Source organism: Herbiconiux oxytropis, from assembly GCF_024979315.1.
GTDB lineage: Bacteria > Actinomycetota > Actinomycetes > Actinomycetales > Microbacteriaceae > Herbiconiux > Herbiconiux oxytropis.
In genome coordinates this window covers 1-13,818 of record NZ_JANLCK010000020.1, presented here as the reverse complement: position 1 = coordinate 13,818, position 13,818 = coordinate 1, and the positions used below count along the sequence as shown (strand labels likewise).

Annotated in this window: 15 protein-coding genes; 10 read left to right on the top strand and 5 right to left on the bottom strand. The window is 68.6% G+C overall.

What is annotated here, in order from left to right; all coding sequences use genetic code 11:
* The 6 genes from N1028_RS19420 to N1028_RS19395 are packed head-to-tail and all read left to right on the top strand — an operon-like array spanning window position 1 to window position 5,579.
* Entirely contained in the window at window positions 1-1,137 is a 1,137-nt protein-coding gene (locus N1028_RS19420; protein WP_259531183.1) for a galactitol-1-phosphate 5-dehydrogenase, read from the top strand.
* Entirely contained in the window at window positions 1,134-2,189 is a 1,056-nt protein-coding gene (locus tag N1028_RS19415; RefSeq protein WP_259531182.1) for a zinc-dependent dehydrogenase, read from the top strand. The genes N1028_RS19420 and N1028_RS19415 overlap by 4 nt, the downstream gene beginning before the upstream one ends.
* Window positions 2,186-3,130 carry a shikimate dehydrogenase family protein gene (locus N1028_RS19410; protein ID WP_259531181.1) on the top strand — a complete coding sequence of 315 codons (945 nt, stop codon included), beginning with the start codon at window positions 2,186-2,188 and terminating at the stop codon, window positions 3,128-3,130. The genes N1028_RS19415 and N1028_RS19410 overlap by 4 nt, the downstream gene beginning before the upstream one ends.
* Before the next feature lie 23 nt (window positions 3,131-3,153).
* On the top strand, window positions 3,154-3,747 hold the full coding sequence (locus tag N1028_RS19405) for a glucose-6-phosphate isomerase (protein ID WP_259531180.1): 594 nt from the start codon (window positions 3,154-3,156) through the stop codon (window positions 3,745-3,747).
* Between the two features lie 7 nt (window positions 3,748-3,754).
* The gene (locus N1028_RS19400) at window positions 3,755-4,696 is read left to right on the top strand and encodes a phosphoglycerate dehydrogenase (protein WP_259531179.1); all 942 of its coding nucleotides are present in this window, start codon (window positions 3,755-3,757) and stop codon (window positions 4,694-4,696) included.
* Window positions 4,674-5,579, top strand: a complete 906-nt coding sequence (locus tag N1028_RS19395; protein WP_259531178.1) for a MurR/RpiR family transcriptional regulator — start codon at window positions 4,674-4,676, stop codon at window positions 5,577-5,579. The genes N1028_RS19400 and N1028_RS19395 overlap by 23 nt, the downstream gene beginning before the upstream one ends.
* Before the next feature lie 38 nt (window positions 5,580-5,617).
* On the opposite strand, the gene glpK is transcribed toward N1028_RS19395, so the two are convergent.
* Window positions 5,618-7,117 carry a glycerol kinase GlpK gene (gene glpK / locus N1028_RS19390; RefSeq protein WP_259531177.1) on the bottom strand — a complete coding sequence of 500 codons (1,500 nt, stop codon included), beginning with the start codon at window positions 7,115-7,117 and terminating at the stop codon, window positions 5,618-5,620.
* Between the two features lie 123 nt (window positions 7,118-7,240).
* On the opposite strand from glpK, the gene N1028_RS19385 reads away from it, so the two are divergent.
* The gene (locus tag N1028_RS19385) at window positions 7,241-8,332 is read left to right on the top strand and encodes a zinc-binding dehydrogenase (protein WP_259531176.1); all 1,092 of its coding nucleotides are present in this window, start codon (window positions 7,241-7,243) and stop codon (window positions 8,330-8,332) included.
* On the opposite strand, the gene N1028_RS19380 is transcribed toward N1028_RS19385, so the two are convergent.
* Complete coding sequence (locus N1028_RS19380; protein WP_259531175.1) at window positions 8,329-9,039, bottom strand: SDR family NAD(P)-dependent oxidoreductase; 711 nt, start codon at window positions 9,037-9,039, stop codon at window positions 8,329-8,331. The genes N1028_RS19385 and N1028_RS19380 overlap by 4 nt on opposite strands.
* Before the next feature lie 75 nt (window positions 9,040-9,114).
* Between N1028_RS19380 and N1028_RS19375 the strand changes: the two genes are divergently transcribed.
* From N1028_RS19375 to N1028_RS19365, 3 genes are read left to right on the top strand one after another with little or no spacing between them, the layout of a single operon-like run.
* Complete coding sequence (locus tag N1028_RS19375) at window positions 9,115-9,984, top strand: transketolase (RefSeq protein ID WP_259531174.1); 870 nt, start codon at window positions 9,115-9,117, stop codon at window positions 9,982-9,984.
* Window positions 9,981-10,958, top strand: coding sequence for a transketolase family protein (locus tag N1028_RS19370; protein ID WP_259531173.1), 978 nt, complete (start codon window positions 9,981-9,983; stop codon window positions 10,956-10,958). The genes N1028_RS19375 and N1028_RS19370 overlap by 4 nt, the downstream gene beginning before the upstream one ends.
* Window positions 10,955-11,485 (top strand): phosphatase domain-containing protein, encoded by a 531-nt coding sequence (locus N1028_RS19365; RefSeq protein WP_259531172.1) that lies wholly within the window; start codon window positions 10,955-10,957, stop codon window positions 11,483-11,485. The genes N1028_RS19370 and N1028_RS19365 overlap by 4 nt, the downstream gene beginning before the upstream one ends.
* 54 nt (window positions 11,486-11,539) lie before the next feature.
* Here N1028_RS19365 and N1028_RS19360 read toward each other — a convergent pair whose 3' ends face one another.
* The 3 genes from N1028_RS19360 to N1028_RS19350 all read right to left on the bottom strand — a co-directional run bounded on the left by N1028_RS19360 (window position 11,540) and on the right by N1028_RS19350 (window position 13,632).
* Window positions 11,540-12,460: a shikimate dehydrogenase gene (locus N1028_RS19360; protein WP_259531171.1), complete on the bottom strand. Its 921-nt coding sequence runs from the start codon at window positions 12,458-12,460 to the stop codon at window positions 11,540-11,542.
* A complete protein-coding gene (locus tag N1028_RS19355; RefSeq protein ID WP_259531170.1) occupies window positions 12,457-13,242 on the bottom strand; it encodes an MBL fold metallo-hydrolase in 786 nt (261 codons plus the stop codon). The genes N1028_RS19360 and N1028_RS19355 overlap by 4 nt, the downstream gene beginning before the upstream one ends.
* A 210-nt stretch (window positions 13,243-13,452) precedes the next feature.
* Window positions 13,453-13,632, bottom strand: a complete 180-nt coding sequence (locus tag N1028_RS19350; protein WP_259531169.1) for a hypothetical protein — start codon at window positions 13,630-13,632, stop codon at window positions 13,453-13,455.
* Window positions 13,633-13,818 lie beyond the last annotated feature (186 nt).

The window sequence follows — 13,818 nt, the reverse complement described above, 5'->3', positions numbered from 1 at the left end:
ATGAGAGCTGCGGTTCTGCGAGGGGTGCGCGACCTCGTCGTCACCGACGTGCCCGAGCCTGAGCCGGTCGGTATCGACTCGGTGCTCGTGCGAATCGGCGCGGTGGGTGTGTGCGGTTCGGACGTGCTTCGGTTCGGGGTCGGGAAGGGGTACGGATTCCCGTTGGTGCTCGGGCACGAGATGTCGGGCACGCTCGAGGAGGATTCACCGAGCGGCGCGCTGCGAGCAGGCGATCGCGTGGCGATATTCCCCTGCGTCCCCGACCCGGCCGATCCGATGACCGAGATCGGTGAGTTCACCCTCGCCGAGAACTACGACTACTTCGGCTCCCGCCGCGACGGTGGGCTCGAGGAGCGGTTGCGGGTTCCCGAGCGCAACCTCATCAAGCTGCCCGAAGGCACGTCGCTCATCGCCGGTGCGATGGTGGAACCGGCCGGGGTGGCCCTGCACGCCGTGCGGAAGGCCGAGATCGGCACCAATGCCTCGGCCCTCGTCATCGGCGCAGGTCCGATCGGACTGTTCGCCGCGCAATGGTTGCGCATCCTGGGTGTCGTGCGCGTGCTCGTCTCCGACATCGACGAGCGCAAGCGAGCCGTCGCGGAGCATCTGGGTTTCGAGACGCTCGACGCCGGTCAGGCTACGAGCGACGAGCTGGCCCGAGCAGCGACCGGTGGCAGGGGAGTCGACATCACCGTCGAAGCGAGCGGTCTGGGTGCAACCCTCCTGCAGGCGGTGCATGCTGCAGCGCCGCGAGGTCAGGTCATCCTGCTCGGGGACCTGAGCACCGATGTGGAGCTGCCCAAGGAGACCGTCTCCCGGATCCTCCGCCGGGAGCTCGTTCTGCGTGGCACCTGGAACGCCGTGATCACACCCCGCACCTCGAACGACTGGGAGATGGTCGTGGCGTGCCTCGGTCGCACGCTCTCGGTCGACGATCTGGTCAGCCACGTGGAGTCTCTGGAGGATGCCCCCATGGTGTTCGCGCGCCTCGCCGACCGCGCGGGCTGGTCCAACAAGACCGTCTTCGCGGTCTCCCACGAGGCCGCCGCAGAACGGGAGTCGGCCCTGTCGTCGTCGCTGTCGGCCGCTCTCGCCGCAGACGCCGGTCTCGCAGCCCCGGTGGGGAGCCCCCGATGAGGGCGGCCGTCTTCCGCCGGCCCGGCGTCGTCGAGGTCACTGACGTGCCCGTTCCTGTGCCGGGCCCCGGTGATCTGCTCGTGAAGGTGCGGGCGGCGAGCGTATGCGGAACCGACCTGCGCATCACGAAGCACGGCCATTTCCGCATCCCCGAGGGGACATCGCGCGTGCTCGGTCACGAGCTGACCGGTGAGGTCGTCGAGGCCGGTGTCGACGTCGTCGGCCTCGTGGTGGGCGACCGCATCAGCGTGGCGCCGAACATCGGCTGCGGGCGCTGCGCGATGTGCGCCCGCGGGCTCAATCAGCTCTGCCCCGACTACGAAGCGTTCGGCATCACCATCGACGGCGGCTTCGCCGAGTATCTGCTCGTGCCGGCGATCGCCCTCGAGCGAGGGAACGTCTTCCACGTGCCCGACGCGCTGACCGATGAGGTCGCGGCGATCCTCGAGCCGATGTCGTGCTGCCTGCACGGTCAGCGCGCGATCGGCGTCTCGGCCGCCGACTCCGTGCTCATCATCGGGGCCGGGCCCATCGGCTGCCTGCACACGGCGCTGGCGAAGCGGGCGGGTGCCCGGCAGGTGATCGTGGCCAACACGCGCCAGCCCCGGCTCGACATCGCCGGGCGGATGGGGGCAGACGAGCTCATCAACGTCTCCGAGACCGACCTGCTCGACGAGGTGATGCGGCTGACCGGAGGGCGGGGAGCGGACGTGGTGATCACCTGCGTCTCCAAGTCGGAGGTGATCGCTTCCGCCACAGATATGGCCGGTCGGCTCGGCAGGATCAACGTCTTCTCCGGGCTCGGCGACCAGGCCCGCCCCCAGATCGACGTGAACTCGCTGCACTACCGGGAGCAGATCCTCACAGGCACCACGGGCTCGAGCGTGGCCGACTACGGCGACGTGATCGACATCGTGGCCGACGGCGGGATCGATCTGTCCCCGATCATCACCTCCCGATTCGCCATCGACGACATCTCCCAGGCGATGGAGGCCTCCCGATCAGGGCAGGGCATGAAGTCGGTCATCGTCTTCGAGGAGGCCGCCCGATGAGCGCCACCGTGTACACGCCCACCTCACTAGCACCGGCCGACGGCCCCACGTTCTACTTCGTAGGCGTCACGACCGGCTCGTCGTCGATCATGCAGGTCTTCCCGAAGTGGGCGGCTCATCTCGGCCTCCCACGGCGCATCGTGGGGATCGATGTGCCTCTCGACTCGGATCCGGAGACCTACCGCCGGGTGGTGCAGTACCTCCGCGACGACCCGTCGGCCCTGGGCGCCCTGGTGACGACTCACAAGCTCAACCTGTTCAAGGCCAGCCGCGACCTCTTCGACGAGATCGGGGAGTCGGCGGCGCTGCTCGACGAGATCAGCAGCATCTCCAAGCGCGGAGGGCGGCTCCTCGGCCACGCGATGGACGACGTGACGAGCGGACTCGCCTATGACGAGATCGTCGGCGACGGACCCGACGACCTGCTCCTGCTGGGCGCTGGTGGCTCGTCGCTCGCCCTGACGCTGCACCTGCATCGCCGGCAGCAGGCGGGTGCGAGGGTGCCGGAGCGGCTCGTCGTCACGAACAGGAGGGCCGGCCGACTCGACGAGATGCGCGCCTTCCACGACCGCATCGGCTTCCGCATCCCGACCCGATACGCCCTCGCCCCCGAGCCTGTCGACAACGATGCCGTCCTGGCGGAGATGTCGACGGAGGCCGTGGTCGTGAACGCTACGGGTCTCGGCAAGGATCGGCCGGGCTCGCCGCTCACGGACGCCGCCCGGTTCCCGGACCGCGCGACGGCCTGGGACTTCAACTACCGCGGCGACCTCGTCTTCCTCGACCAGGCCCGTGCCCAGTCCGATCGCGGCGTCACCGCCGTGGACGGCTGGTTCTACTTCCTGCACGGCTGGACCCGGGTGATGGCGCAGGTCTTCGACATCGACATCCCCACCTCCGGCCCCGACTTCGACACTCTCTCCCGCATCGCCCGTTCCTGACGGGCCCACACGAAAGAACCGCCATGACCGCATCGTCCACCATCCCCACCACTCGCGCCGTCGCCACGGCATTCGACCTGACCACCGGGCTCACCGAGGATCGCGCTTCGCTCAAACGGCCGCTGTCGGCGATGGCCGGCATGTACTCCGACACCGCGGCGTTCGACGCGCAGGTCGCGCGCGACGACGTGCTGAGTTACGAGTTCTACGACTTCGACGTGCCGTCGCTCGAGACCGAGGTCGCATACGGAACGAGCATCACCTACCCCGGCAAGGTGGGAGATGAGTACTTCATGACCAAGGGCCACTTCCACACCCGGCTCGAGTCCGCCGAGATCTACTTCTGTCTCTCCGGCCAGGGCCTCATGCTCATGGAGAGTCCGGAGGGCGACGTGCAGGTCGAGGAGTTCCGGCCGGGCCGTTCGGTCTACGTTCCGGGCCGTTACGCGCACCGCAGCGTGAACACCTCCTCCGACGAGCCGCTGATCACCTTCTTCGCCTTCCCCGGCGACGCCGGACACGACTACGGCACCATCGAGACCAAGGGCTTCCGCAAGATCGTCGTCGAGCGGGACGGCGCGCCCGTGCTCCTCGACAACCCGCGCTGGGGCAACTGAGGCCCGGATGCCTTCGCGCATCGTGGTGACCCCCCGTTCGGCACACGGGCACCCGGCCATCGAGCGCCTGCGGTCGGCAGGGTTCGAGGTCGTCTTCCCCTCGCCGGGTGCCGTGCCCACCCCCGAGGAGCTGATCGCGTCGCTGGCCGACAGCGCAGGCTATCTCGCCGGCGTGGAGCCCGTGCCACGATCGGTGCTCATCGCGGCACCTCGGCTCCGAGTCATATCGCGGAACGGAACAGGGGCCGACTCCATCGATCTCGCCGCCGCAGAGGAGCTCGGCGTGCGGGTGCTCCGTGCGCCCGCGGCCAACGCACAGGGTGTCGCCGAACTGACCGTGGCCCTCATGCTGGCGGCGGCTCGCAGCATCCCGTTCGCCTCCGCAGCGATCGCCAGGGGGGAGTGGGGCCGCCGCGAGGGGATCGAGCTCGCCGGCCGGCGGCTCGGCATCATCGGTGCCGGGCAGGTGGGCAGGCGGGTGGCCCGGGTGGCTCTGGCTCTAGGCATGAGCGTCCGAGCCTTCGACGCGTTTCCGGATCCGTCCTTCGCACCTGACGGCGACTTCGCTTTCGCGGAGCTCGACGATGTGCTCAGCGGCGCACAGGTGCTGAGCCTGCACGCGCCACCTGCGCGCCAGCCTGTCGTCGACGATCGAGCGCTCGCACTGATGCCTCGAGGGGCGATTCTCGTGAACACCGCGCGCGCCACGCTCGTCGACGAGAGAGCTGTCCTCGACGCCCTCGACACAGGCAGGCTGCGCACGTATGCCACCGACGTGTACCAGGTGGAGCCGCCGGGTATGACTCCGCTCACGACGCACCCGTCGGTGATCGGCACCGCCCACCTCGGCGGCTTCACCCGTGAGAGCATCGACCGCGCCATGACGGCAGCGGTCGAGAATCTCCTCGACGCTTTAGACTCTGATCGTGAGCGACCAGGGGATGACTGACAACCTGCTGCACCAGATCTCGCGGCGAGCCGGATCGCTCAGCCCCGCGCTCCGCGGTGTCGCTGAGGTGATCCTCACCGATCCCGAGGTCGCCCAGTCGCTCTCCATCACAGAGCTCGCCGGCCGCGCCGGTGTCGCCGACTCCACAGTGTCGCGCTTCCTCAGGGAGCTCGAGCTCGACGGCTACAACCAACTGCGCCTCGGCATCGCCCAGGCGATCTACTCCCGCCCCGGCGCGGCCGAGCCCAAGGCGAGCTGGGTCTACGAGGGCGTGCTCAAGGGCGACACCCCATCGGCCGTGGTCGAGAAGGTCCTGCACGGAAGCCTCGAGGCGCTCACCCGAACGGCGGAGCGCCTCGACCCCGAGATCGTCACGGAGACGGTCGAGCGCATCCACGCCGCCTCGTCGGTCTACTTCGCCGCCATGGGGTCCTCGTCGACGGCCGCCGAGAACGCCACGATGCGCTTCGTGCGCGCCGGTGTGCGCTGCCACTTCTTCCGGGACCAGAGCGTGCAGTCCATGGGCAGCGCGACCCTCGGTGCGAACGACGTGCTGATCGCCATCAGCGATTCCGGCGACTCCACCTCGGTGGTCTCCTCCGCGCAGATCGCCAAGTTCCACGGCGCCCACACCGTGGGCATCACGTCGAACGTCGACTCGGCACTGGCTTCCGTGGTCGATCGGGTGCTCGTGACGGCGGGAACGGTCGCCTCCTCGGACGTCTACGGCGAATCCGTCACGGCCAAATGGGGTCAGCTGCTCGCCATCGACGTGCTCTACGCCACCTACGCCACCAAGTACTACGAGGAGACGGCAGACTACCTGCAGGAGAGTTACCTCTCGGCGATCAAGCCCACTCGGGTCAGCGGCTCGCGCGGCTGAGCCGACCGGTCTCGATGGGGGAGCTCAGGGCCCTCTGCTCAGTGCTCGACCCAGTCGAGGGTGCGTGAGACCGCCTTGGTCCAGCCCGCGTAGAGACGTTCGCGGGTCGCGTCGTCCATCTGGGGCAGAAAGCTCCGCTCGATGTCGATGGTGTCCCGGAGCTCCTCCTGCGAGTCCCAGAAGCCGACGGCGAGGCCGGCCAGGAACGCAGCGCCTCGCGCGGTCGATTCGGTGATGCGGGGCCGGCGCACGGGCACACCGAGCTGGTCTGCCTGGAACTGCAGATGGAAGTCGTTCGCGACTGCGCCTCCGTCGACGCGCAGCTCGGGGAGCGGTGTCCCCGACTCCGCGGTCATGGCATCGATGACGTCGCGGTAGGAGTAGCTCATCGACTCGATCGCCGCGCGCACGAGCTGGGCCCTGCCGGTCCCCGGCGTGATGCCGAACATGCTCGCGCGAGCGTACTGATCCCAGTACGGCGAGGCCAGACCCGTGAACGCCGGTACCAGGTAGACGCCGCCGGTGTCGGGGACGGAGGACGCGATCGCCGCGGTGTCGGCCACGTCGTCGATCACCCTCAGCTCGTCTCGCAGCCATTTGATCGTGGCACCCACGCCGAAGAACACTCCCTCGAGGGCGTAGTCCACACGGCCGTCCAGCCCCCACGCGATGGTCGTGATGAGACCGGCCTCCGACTCGACGAGGGTTGTGCCGGTGTTCATCATGACTGAGCCGCCCGTGCCGTAGGTGGCCTTCACTGATCCGGCGGTGAAGCACGCCTGGCCGAACAGCGCGCCCTGCTGGTCACCGGCCGCCGACGCCACAGGAATCGCTGCTCCGAAACCCGCCGCCCGCCCGGTCCAGCCATACACCTCACTGGAAGGTCGCACCTCGGGCAGCACCCCACGGGGGATGTCGAGCAGCGCGAGGATGTCGTCGTCCCACCGCAGATCGCGGATGTTGAAGCACATCGTGCGTGAGGCGTTCGAGTAGTCGGTGACATGAGCCGCGCCGTCGGTCAGTTTCCAGATGAGCCAGGAGTCGATCGTTCCGGCGAGCAGCTCTCCCCGCTCGGCTCGTTCCCGTGCGCCCGCGACGTTGTCGAGAAGCCACTTGATCTTGGTCCCCGAGAAATAGGTGTCGATGGGGAGCCCCGTCGCATGCCGGACGAGCCCGGCATGGCCGGCGGCGCGGAGTTCGTCGCACAATCCGGCGGTGCGGCCGTCTTGCCAGACCAGAGCATTGTGCAGTGGTTCACCTGTGGTCCTGTCCCACAGCACGCAGGTCTCGCGCTGGTTGGTGATGCCGATGGCGGCGATGGCCGACGCTTCCACACCCGCCTCCGCCAGCACGCGATGGGCGACACGTGACTGCGACTCCCAGATGTCCATGGCATCGTGCTCGACCCATCCGGGAGTCGGGTAGTGCTGCTCGAACTCCTCCTGAGCGATGTGCTCCACGGAGCCGTCGTGACGGAACAGGATGGCGCGCACGCTCCCCGTTCCTGCGTCGAGTGCCATCACATGGGTCTTGGTCATCGTCGGATCGCATCCACTTCGTCGTCTTCGTTGACGGGCCGTGACGCCCCTCACTAGAGTGACCGAAGTTTATTCTGATTGCAACAGTGTCAAGGAAAAAATTACCGAAGAGGAGCCCGTCCCATGCGCGCAGCCGTCCTGAACGCCCTGCACGAACCGCTCACGATCGAGACCATCGACACTCCGGATGCGCTTCAGGCCAACGAGGTCCGCGTCGCCACCGCGGCGGTCGGCATCTGCCACTCCGACCTGCACGTGATCGACGGCCGGGTGGCCAGGCCGCTCCCGGTCGTGCTCGGGCACGAGGCCTCCGGGGTCGTCAGTGAAGTGGGTTCCTCCGTGAAGGATGTCGCCGTCGGAGACCACGTGGTGGCCTGCTTCGTGGTGTTCTGCGGCCGGTGCCGGATGTGCCGATCGGGTCGGCCGGCGATGTGCCAGGATCGCCAGGCGACGATGCGCGGAGCGGGCGAGGAGCCGAGGCTCTCCCGGGCCGGTTCCGAGGTGCATCAGTGGACCAATATCGCGGGTTTCGCCGAGGAGATGGTGCTCCACCGCAACGCGGTGACCGTGATCGACGAGCGCATGCCGCTCGACCTGGCGGCCATGCTCGGCTGCGCCGTCGCGACAGGGGTGGGTTCGGCGCGGAAGGTGGCCGGGGTCGGTCCCGGCGACCACGTCGTGGTGATCGGTGCGGGGGGAGTGGGGCTGAACGTCTGCCAGGGAGCGGCGGCGGCCGGCGCCGCCACCGTCATCGCGCTCGACCGCAGTCCGGAGCGGCTGGCGCTCGCCTCGGAGCGGTTCGGCGCCACGCACGTCGTCGACACGGGGCTCGTCGCCGATCCGGCCGCACTCGTGCGCGATCTGACCGACGGAGGGGCCGACCACTCCTTTGAGGCGGTGGGGGCGCCGGCGCTGATCGGACTCGCGCTCGACGCGACCGCCCGCGGCGGCTCCGTCTGGGCGGTCGGCGTCTTCGGTGACGGCGCCACGATCCCGCTGCCCGCCGACCACCTGCACTCGGGCAAGGGCGTGCACGGCGTGCGGGCGGGCTCCCTTGAGCCGCAGCGCGACCTGCCGGCCCTCGTCGCCGACCACCTCGCCGGCCGGCTCGAGCTCGAGGCGCTGGCAGGCCGGCGGATCGCGCTCGACGAGATCAACGACGGGATCGCCGATCTGGTGGCCGGCGTGGGCGCTCGCACCCTCGTGGTGTTCTAGGCGATCGAGTAGCCGCCGTCGACGGTGAGCACCGCGCCGGTGACGTAGGCGGCATCGTCCGACACGAGGAAGCCGATCGAGCGGGCCACGTCCTCCGCCGCACCCCAGCGGCCGAGCGGGATGCGCTCGGTGATGCGGGCGTAGCGGTCCTCGTCGTCGCGGGCGCGGCGCGACATGGGGGTGGCGATCCAGCCGGGCGCGATCGCGTTCGCGCGGATGCCCTCGGCGGCGTACGCCACGGCCTGGGAGCGGGTCAGGGCTACGACGGCGCCTTTGGATGCGGCGTACGCGGGAGCGTTCGGTGAACCGAAGAAGCTCCACATGGACGCGAAGTTGACGATGGAGCCCCGTGCCTCGGCGAGTCGCGACCGCAGGATCTCGGCCACGGCGAGCACGCCCGTCGCATTGATGCCCAGCACCCTGTCGAAGCTCTCGGGCACCCATTCGTCATCCCGGAGCACGGCGGCGCAGGTCACGAGTGCCGACACCGGGCCGAGGTCGGCGAGGGCATCGCGAAGGGCGTCGCCATCGCTCACGTCGCAGTGCCGGAAGCCTTCCGCGAGCGCCGAAGGAGCATCGGTATCGACATCGAGCCCGACGGCGCGCACCGTCCAGCCTCGGGTGTGGAGCAGTTCGCCGACGGCGCGACCGATGCCGGTGCCGCCTCCGGTGACAACGGCGACCGGGGTCGGGGAAGAGGTGCTCATGAGTTCTCCTGTCGAGATAGAAATTTCTTCCGACGCTAGCTTGACGGCGGGTGAAATTTCAATCACGATGAGGAAATGCCTTCAGCAACGACGCTTCTGCCCCCTGATCGGCCGTGGGCCGACGACACCCTCCTCGCCGACCGCGCCGAGTTCGTGCGCACCGAGGCCATCAGGCTCATCGAGCTGGCCAAGGTCGGCCACTACAGCTCGGTCTTCTCGGCCGCCGAGATCTTCGCCGCTCTCTACTACGGGGTGATGCGCACGGATGCGTCGCGGCCGGACTGGCCGGATCGGGATCGGTTCCTGATGGGGAAAGGCCACGCCGCCGTCGGTCTGTTCCCGATTCTGGCTGACCTCGGCTACTTCTCTCAGGAGGTGCTCGACAGCTACACGCGGCTCGGCAGCCCGCTCGGCGATCACCCCGATATGACGAAGGTGCCCGGAATCGACTTCAGTTCCGGATCCATCGGCCACGCACTCTCCAACGGTCTCGGTATGGCCCTCGGCGGCCGTCTCTCCGCTCGGGACTTCTCCGTGTTCGTCATGCTCGGCGACGGCGAGATGCAGGAGGGGCAGGTCTGGGAGGCCGCACTCGCGGGTGCGCATCACCGGCTGGGCAGACTCGTCGCGATCGTCGACCGCAACGGCTTCCAGCTCGACGGCAGCGTGGACGACGTGATCGGCATCGAACCGTTGGGCGACAAGTGGCGCGCCTTCGGCTGGGAGGTCCACGAGGTCGACGGCCACGACGCAGTCGCCGTGCGTGACCTCCTCCTTCTGCTCGCCGAGCGTCCCGCCGAGGCTGCTCCCAGTTGCGTCATCGCCCGCACGATGAAGGGCAAGGGGGTCGCCTACATGGAGGAGGAGCCGGGGTGGCATCTGGGTTACCTCGTGCCGGCCGACGCCGACGCCGCGATCGCCGAGATCCGCGGGGCCCGATCGTGAGCTCCGCACTGGCAGAGGGCTCCTGGCAGTATCGCGGGCTCAACGCGCAGAACCCAGGCCTCGACCATCTCTCCGACGGGTTGATCGAGCTCGTCGAGGCGGGCGTCCCCGTCGTCGCAGGCACGGCCGACCTGCAGTACTCCAACGGGCTCGTGAAGTTCGCGCGCGCGCATCCCGATCGCTTCGTCCAGTTCGGCATCTCCGAGCAGAACATGGTCTCGGCTGCGGCAGGGCTGGCCACCACGGGTGCCACGCCCTTCGTGGCGACATTCGCGTCGTTCCTCGCTCTGCTCTGCTGTGAACAGATCCGGATGGACGTCGCGTACACCAAGCTGCCCGTGCGTCTCATCGGCCACCACACCGGGATCTCGCTCGGCTTCTACGGTACGAGCCACCACGCCACCGAGGACATCTCGGTCATGAGGGCCATCGCCGGCCTCACTGTGGTCTCGCCGGCGGACGGCCCGCAGTTGCAGGCGGCGATCCGCGCCTCGGCGACTTGGCCGGAGCCGATCTACTTCCGAACCAGCCGAGGGCGGGATCCACAGGTGTACGCCGATGACGCCGAGTTCCGCTTCGGTCGGGGGATCGAGCATTCCACGGGGACCGACCTCACGATCATCGCCTGTGGAACGCAGGTGCACCCTGCTCTCCGTGCCGCCGAGACCCTGGCCGCGGAGGGGCTGTCCATCGGCGTGATCGATATGGCGACCATCAAGCCGCTCGACGCCGACCTCGTGCGGGCGGCGGCCGCCCGTAGCTCCGTGGTGCTCACCGTCGAGGAGCACAATGTGCTGGGAGGCCTCGGGGCAGCCGTAGCCGAGGTCATGGCGGAGAGCCGCTCCGGCGCGCGGCTCGTGCGACATGGCATCCACGACGAATACAGTCTCATTGCGCCGCCCACCCATCTGTATGCCCATTACCGGCTCGATGCCCGGGGCATCGCAGCCGTCGTCCGCGAGGCGCTCGCGTGACCGGGACGCCGCTGCCGGGGCACTGGCACGTACCCGGTGGCGGCCTCGCCGGAGGGCAGGCCGTCATCTTCGATCTCGACGGCGTCCTGGCCGACGCGCTGCACCGGCAGCACTTCCTGCATCGCCAGGAGCCCGACTGGAAGGGCTTCTACGCCGGCGTGGAAGGCGACGGCGTGATCGAGGCGGGGCGCGCGCTCGCCGCCACGATGCGCGACGACGTGCGGATCGTCATCCTGACGGGTCGGGTCGACGACGTGGCCGGGGTCACCAGGCAATGGCTGACCGAGAACGGCCTGCGCTGGGATCTCCTGGTCTGCCGGCCTCCGCACGAGGACGACTCCTCCCGCCACGCCGTGGACTACAAACGCGAGGAGGTCGACCGTCTGCGCACCTGGGGCCTCCAGCCGGTGCTCGCGATCGACGACAACCGCAGGATCGTGGAGATGTACGGGGAGTTCGGTATCCCGAGCGTGTACTTCCCCAGCGGGTACTACGACGACTCGAACCGTTACGACGGCGGAGTCTGAAGAGTCTGAGGAGGAGGTCCCGGCGGAGGGTGGGGCTCGGCCGGGACCGGAGGGTCAGCCCAGGACCGATCGAGCGATCCTGGAGAGGCGCTCGAAGGTGGCTGGGTCGATCTCGAGGTCGTGCACCACGCTGACGACGTGCGTCCAGGAGTAGACGAAGTAGTCCCACCCATCGACGACGGTGACCCGCCGCTCCGCGGCCCGCCGCTCGGCCTGCCTCAGGAACGGGCGCTCGCCGCGGTAGTTCATGTCCCACGCGATCGAGTCCACGGGGTACTCGACCTCCTCGGTCGTCGGCGATCCTGGCCGATCCTTGCCCATTCCAGTCGCATTGACGACCATCGACGCGGGCGGCAGGCCTGCCACCACCGAGTCGGTCTCCTCGGCGTCTGCCGTCACGATCGGCAGCACGGGGATCGAGAAGTCGATCCGGCGATGCACGGCCTCGAGTTCCTCGAGCCGATGACCGGATCGGGCGGTCACGCGGATGCGCGAGGGAACAGGCTGCCCTGCCGCTGCGGCGTGGTGGAGGCCGAGCGTGGTGGCGATCGAGGCGCCTCCGGCCCCGAGAAGGAGGAGTTCGCCACCGCGATCCCAGAAGCCCTGCGGGGTGAGCGCCTGCAGGGCGAGTGAGCTCGTGCGGTCGTCGAGGGCGGCGCCGAGCAGTCGGTCGTCGCGCTTGTGCAGACAGCTCACCTCGCGCAGCAGCTGCGCCGACTCGTCGAGGCCGTCGAACAGATCGCTCGCGGCGGAGAGGACGTTGAGCTTGTGCGATGTCACAAGGCCGCCGACGGAGTCGGGGTCGTCCTTGACTCGTTGTACCGCTGCCCGGTAGTCGCCCGGTGGAGCATCCAGTGGGAAGTCCACTCCGCTCAAGGCGGAGTCGATTCCGAGCTCCTCCATCCAGAGCGGGTAGATGCGCTGCATGGCCGAGCCGCCGGTGGTCACCCCGAAGAACCAGAACGTCGAGGTCATGCCGCGGCCGATCGCTCGAGGGCGAAGGGCACGCCGAGCTCCGGCACCCGCCAGTCCAGGTCGGTGACCTCGCCCAACCTCTCGCGCAGGTCGGCGGGGTCGGCGCTGTTGAACTCGAACAGTCCCCAGTGGTGGCAGACGAGTGCGGGTACGCCTGCCGAGCGGCACAGGGCGACGGCCTCGTCGAGCTCGAAGTTGCCGGGCACACCGTTTCCCATTCGGTGCGCGTCTCGGCCGTTGACGGGCAGCAGTGCGACATCGACGTCGAGCGAGCGGATGAGCTCCTCCTGGCCGTCGAAGGGGGTGCAATCGCCGGAGTGGTAGAGGCGCACTCCGCCGATGTCGATGACGTAGCCGAGGAACAGATTCTGCCCGTGCTCGTCGAGACTGATCTGCTCGTGCGCCGCGGGAACGGCGGTCACCGTGACGCCACCACTGGCGAAGATCTCGCCTGTGTCGAGACCCAGCAGACGTGAAGCCGGGATTCCTCGGGACACGCCTTTCACGGACTCGGACCGCGGCACGATGAAGAGCGGATCGCTCGAGCTCTGGAGATACGGGATCGAGCCCAGGTCCATGTGATCCGTGTGCCCGTGGGTGCACAGCACCAGGCCGAGACCTCGTATGTCGGACGGATTGACGGGAGAGGGGTGCAGCCGGGCGTGGGGGAAGACGCGCCCGCGGTACTTGTCGGCGAGGACGTCGCTCAGGTAGGGATCGATGAGCAGGAGCTCGTCGTGATAACGGATGGCGAAGCCCGCCTGTCCGAGCCACCAGGCCACGACTGAGTCCTCGCGCCCCGGCGGGGCAGGAAAGACGGGGTCCAGGGGCAATCGAGGTTCGGGCATCGCGGGCTCCTTCGCAAGAATTTCTATCACTGTATCCATCACAGAAATTTCTTGCAATCGTCGACCTGCTCCTTCGCCAGCCCAGAAGCGGAGCTCCTGTGGTGGAGGCGGTGGCGGCGACGACTGACCGTCCGGAGACGGGTGTCAGAGAGCAGCTTGGATCGCGCGGATGTTCGCGCCGAGAACCCCCGAGGCCAGGAGGCCCGCTCCGAGCGGCCCTGACGAGTCGGTGCCGACCGGCGGCAGGCGCTGGAGTGCCGCGCGCGTCGGTGCGCTCAGCTGCTCGAGCTGCCACGCGAGGGGACTATGACTCGAACGGATCATGCACACCCCACGGCCACACGAACAACCGACCGAACCCCGGAAACGCCGAACGGCCCGTCGCGGGAGGCGACGGGCCATTCAGAGAAGCGGGCTTACTTGGTGTTGACGGTGATCTTCGCGACACCCACGAGGAGGCCGCGCTTCACGGCGTCGGTGCCGAAGGTCTCGTTCAGGAGCCCGGCGGCG

What these genes read in the sequence shown, in the direction of transcription:
- N1028_RS19420 (WP_259531183.1), top strand. Translation starts at nt 1, where the DNA reads ATGAGAGCTGCGGTTCTGCGAGGGGTGCGCGACCTCGTCGTCACCGAC.
- N1028_RS19415 (WP_259531182.1), top strand. Translation starts at nt 1,134, where the DNA reads ATGAGGGCGGCCGTCTTCCGCCGGCCCGGCGTCGTCGAGGTCACTGAC.
- N1028_RS19410 (WP_259531181.1), top strand. Translation starts at nt 2,186, where the DNA reads ATGAGCGCCACCGTGTACACGCCCACCTCACTAGCACCGGCCGACGGC.
- N1028_RS19405 (WP_259531180.1), top strand. Translation starts at nt 3,154, where the DNA reads ATGACCGCATCGTCCACCATCCCCACCACTCGCGCCGTCGCCACGGCA.
- N1028_RS19400 (WP_259531179.1), top strand. Translation starts at nt 3,755, where the DNA reads ATGCCTTCGCGCATCGTGGTGACCCCCCGTTCGGCACACGGGCACCCG.
- glpK (WP_259531177.1), bottom strand. Translation starts at nt 7,117, where the DNA reads ATGACCAAGACCCATGTGATGGCACTCGACGCAGGAACGGGGAGCGTG.
- N1028_RS19385 (WP_259531176.1), top strand. Translation starts at nt 7,241, where the DNA reads ATGCGCGCAGCCGTCCTGAACGCCCTGCACGAACCGCTCACGATCGAG.
- N1028_RS19380 (WP_259531175.1), bottom strand. Translation starts at nt 9,039, where the DNA reads ATGAGCACCTCTTCCCCGACCCCGGTCGCCGTTGTCACCGGAGGCGGC.
- N1028_RS19375 (WP_259531174.1), top strand. Translation starts at nt 9,115, where the DNA reads ATGCCTTCAGCAACGACGCTTCTGCCCCCTGATCGGCCGTGGGCCGAC.
- N1028_RS19360 (WP_259531171.1), bottom strand. Translation starts at nt 12,460, where the DNA reads ATGACCTCGACGTTCTGGTTCTTCGGGGTGACCACCGGCGGCTCGGCC.
- N1028_RS19350 (WP_259531169.1), bottom strand. Translation starts at nt 13,632, where the DNA reads ATGATCCGTTCGAGTCATAGTCCCCTCGCGTGGCAGCTCGAGCAGCTG.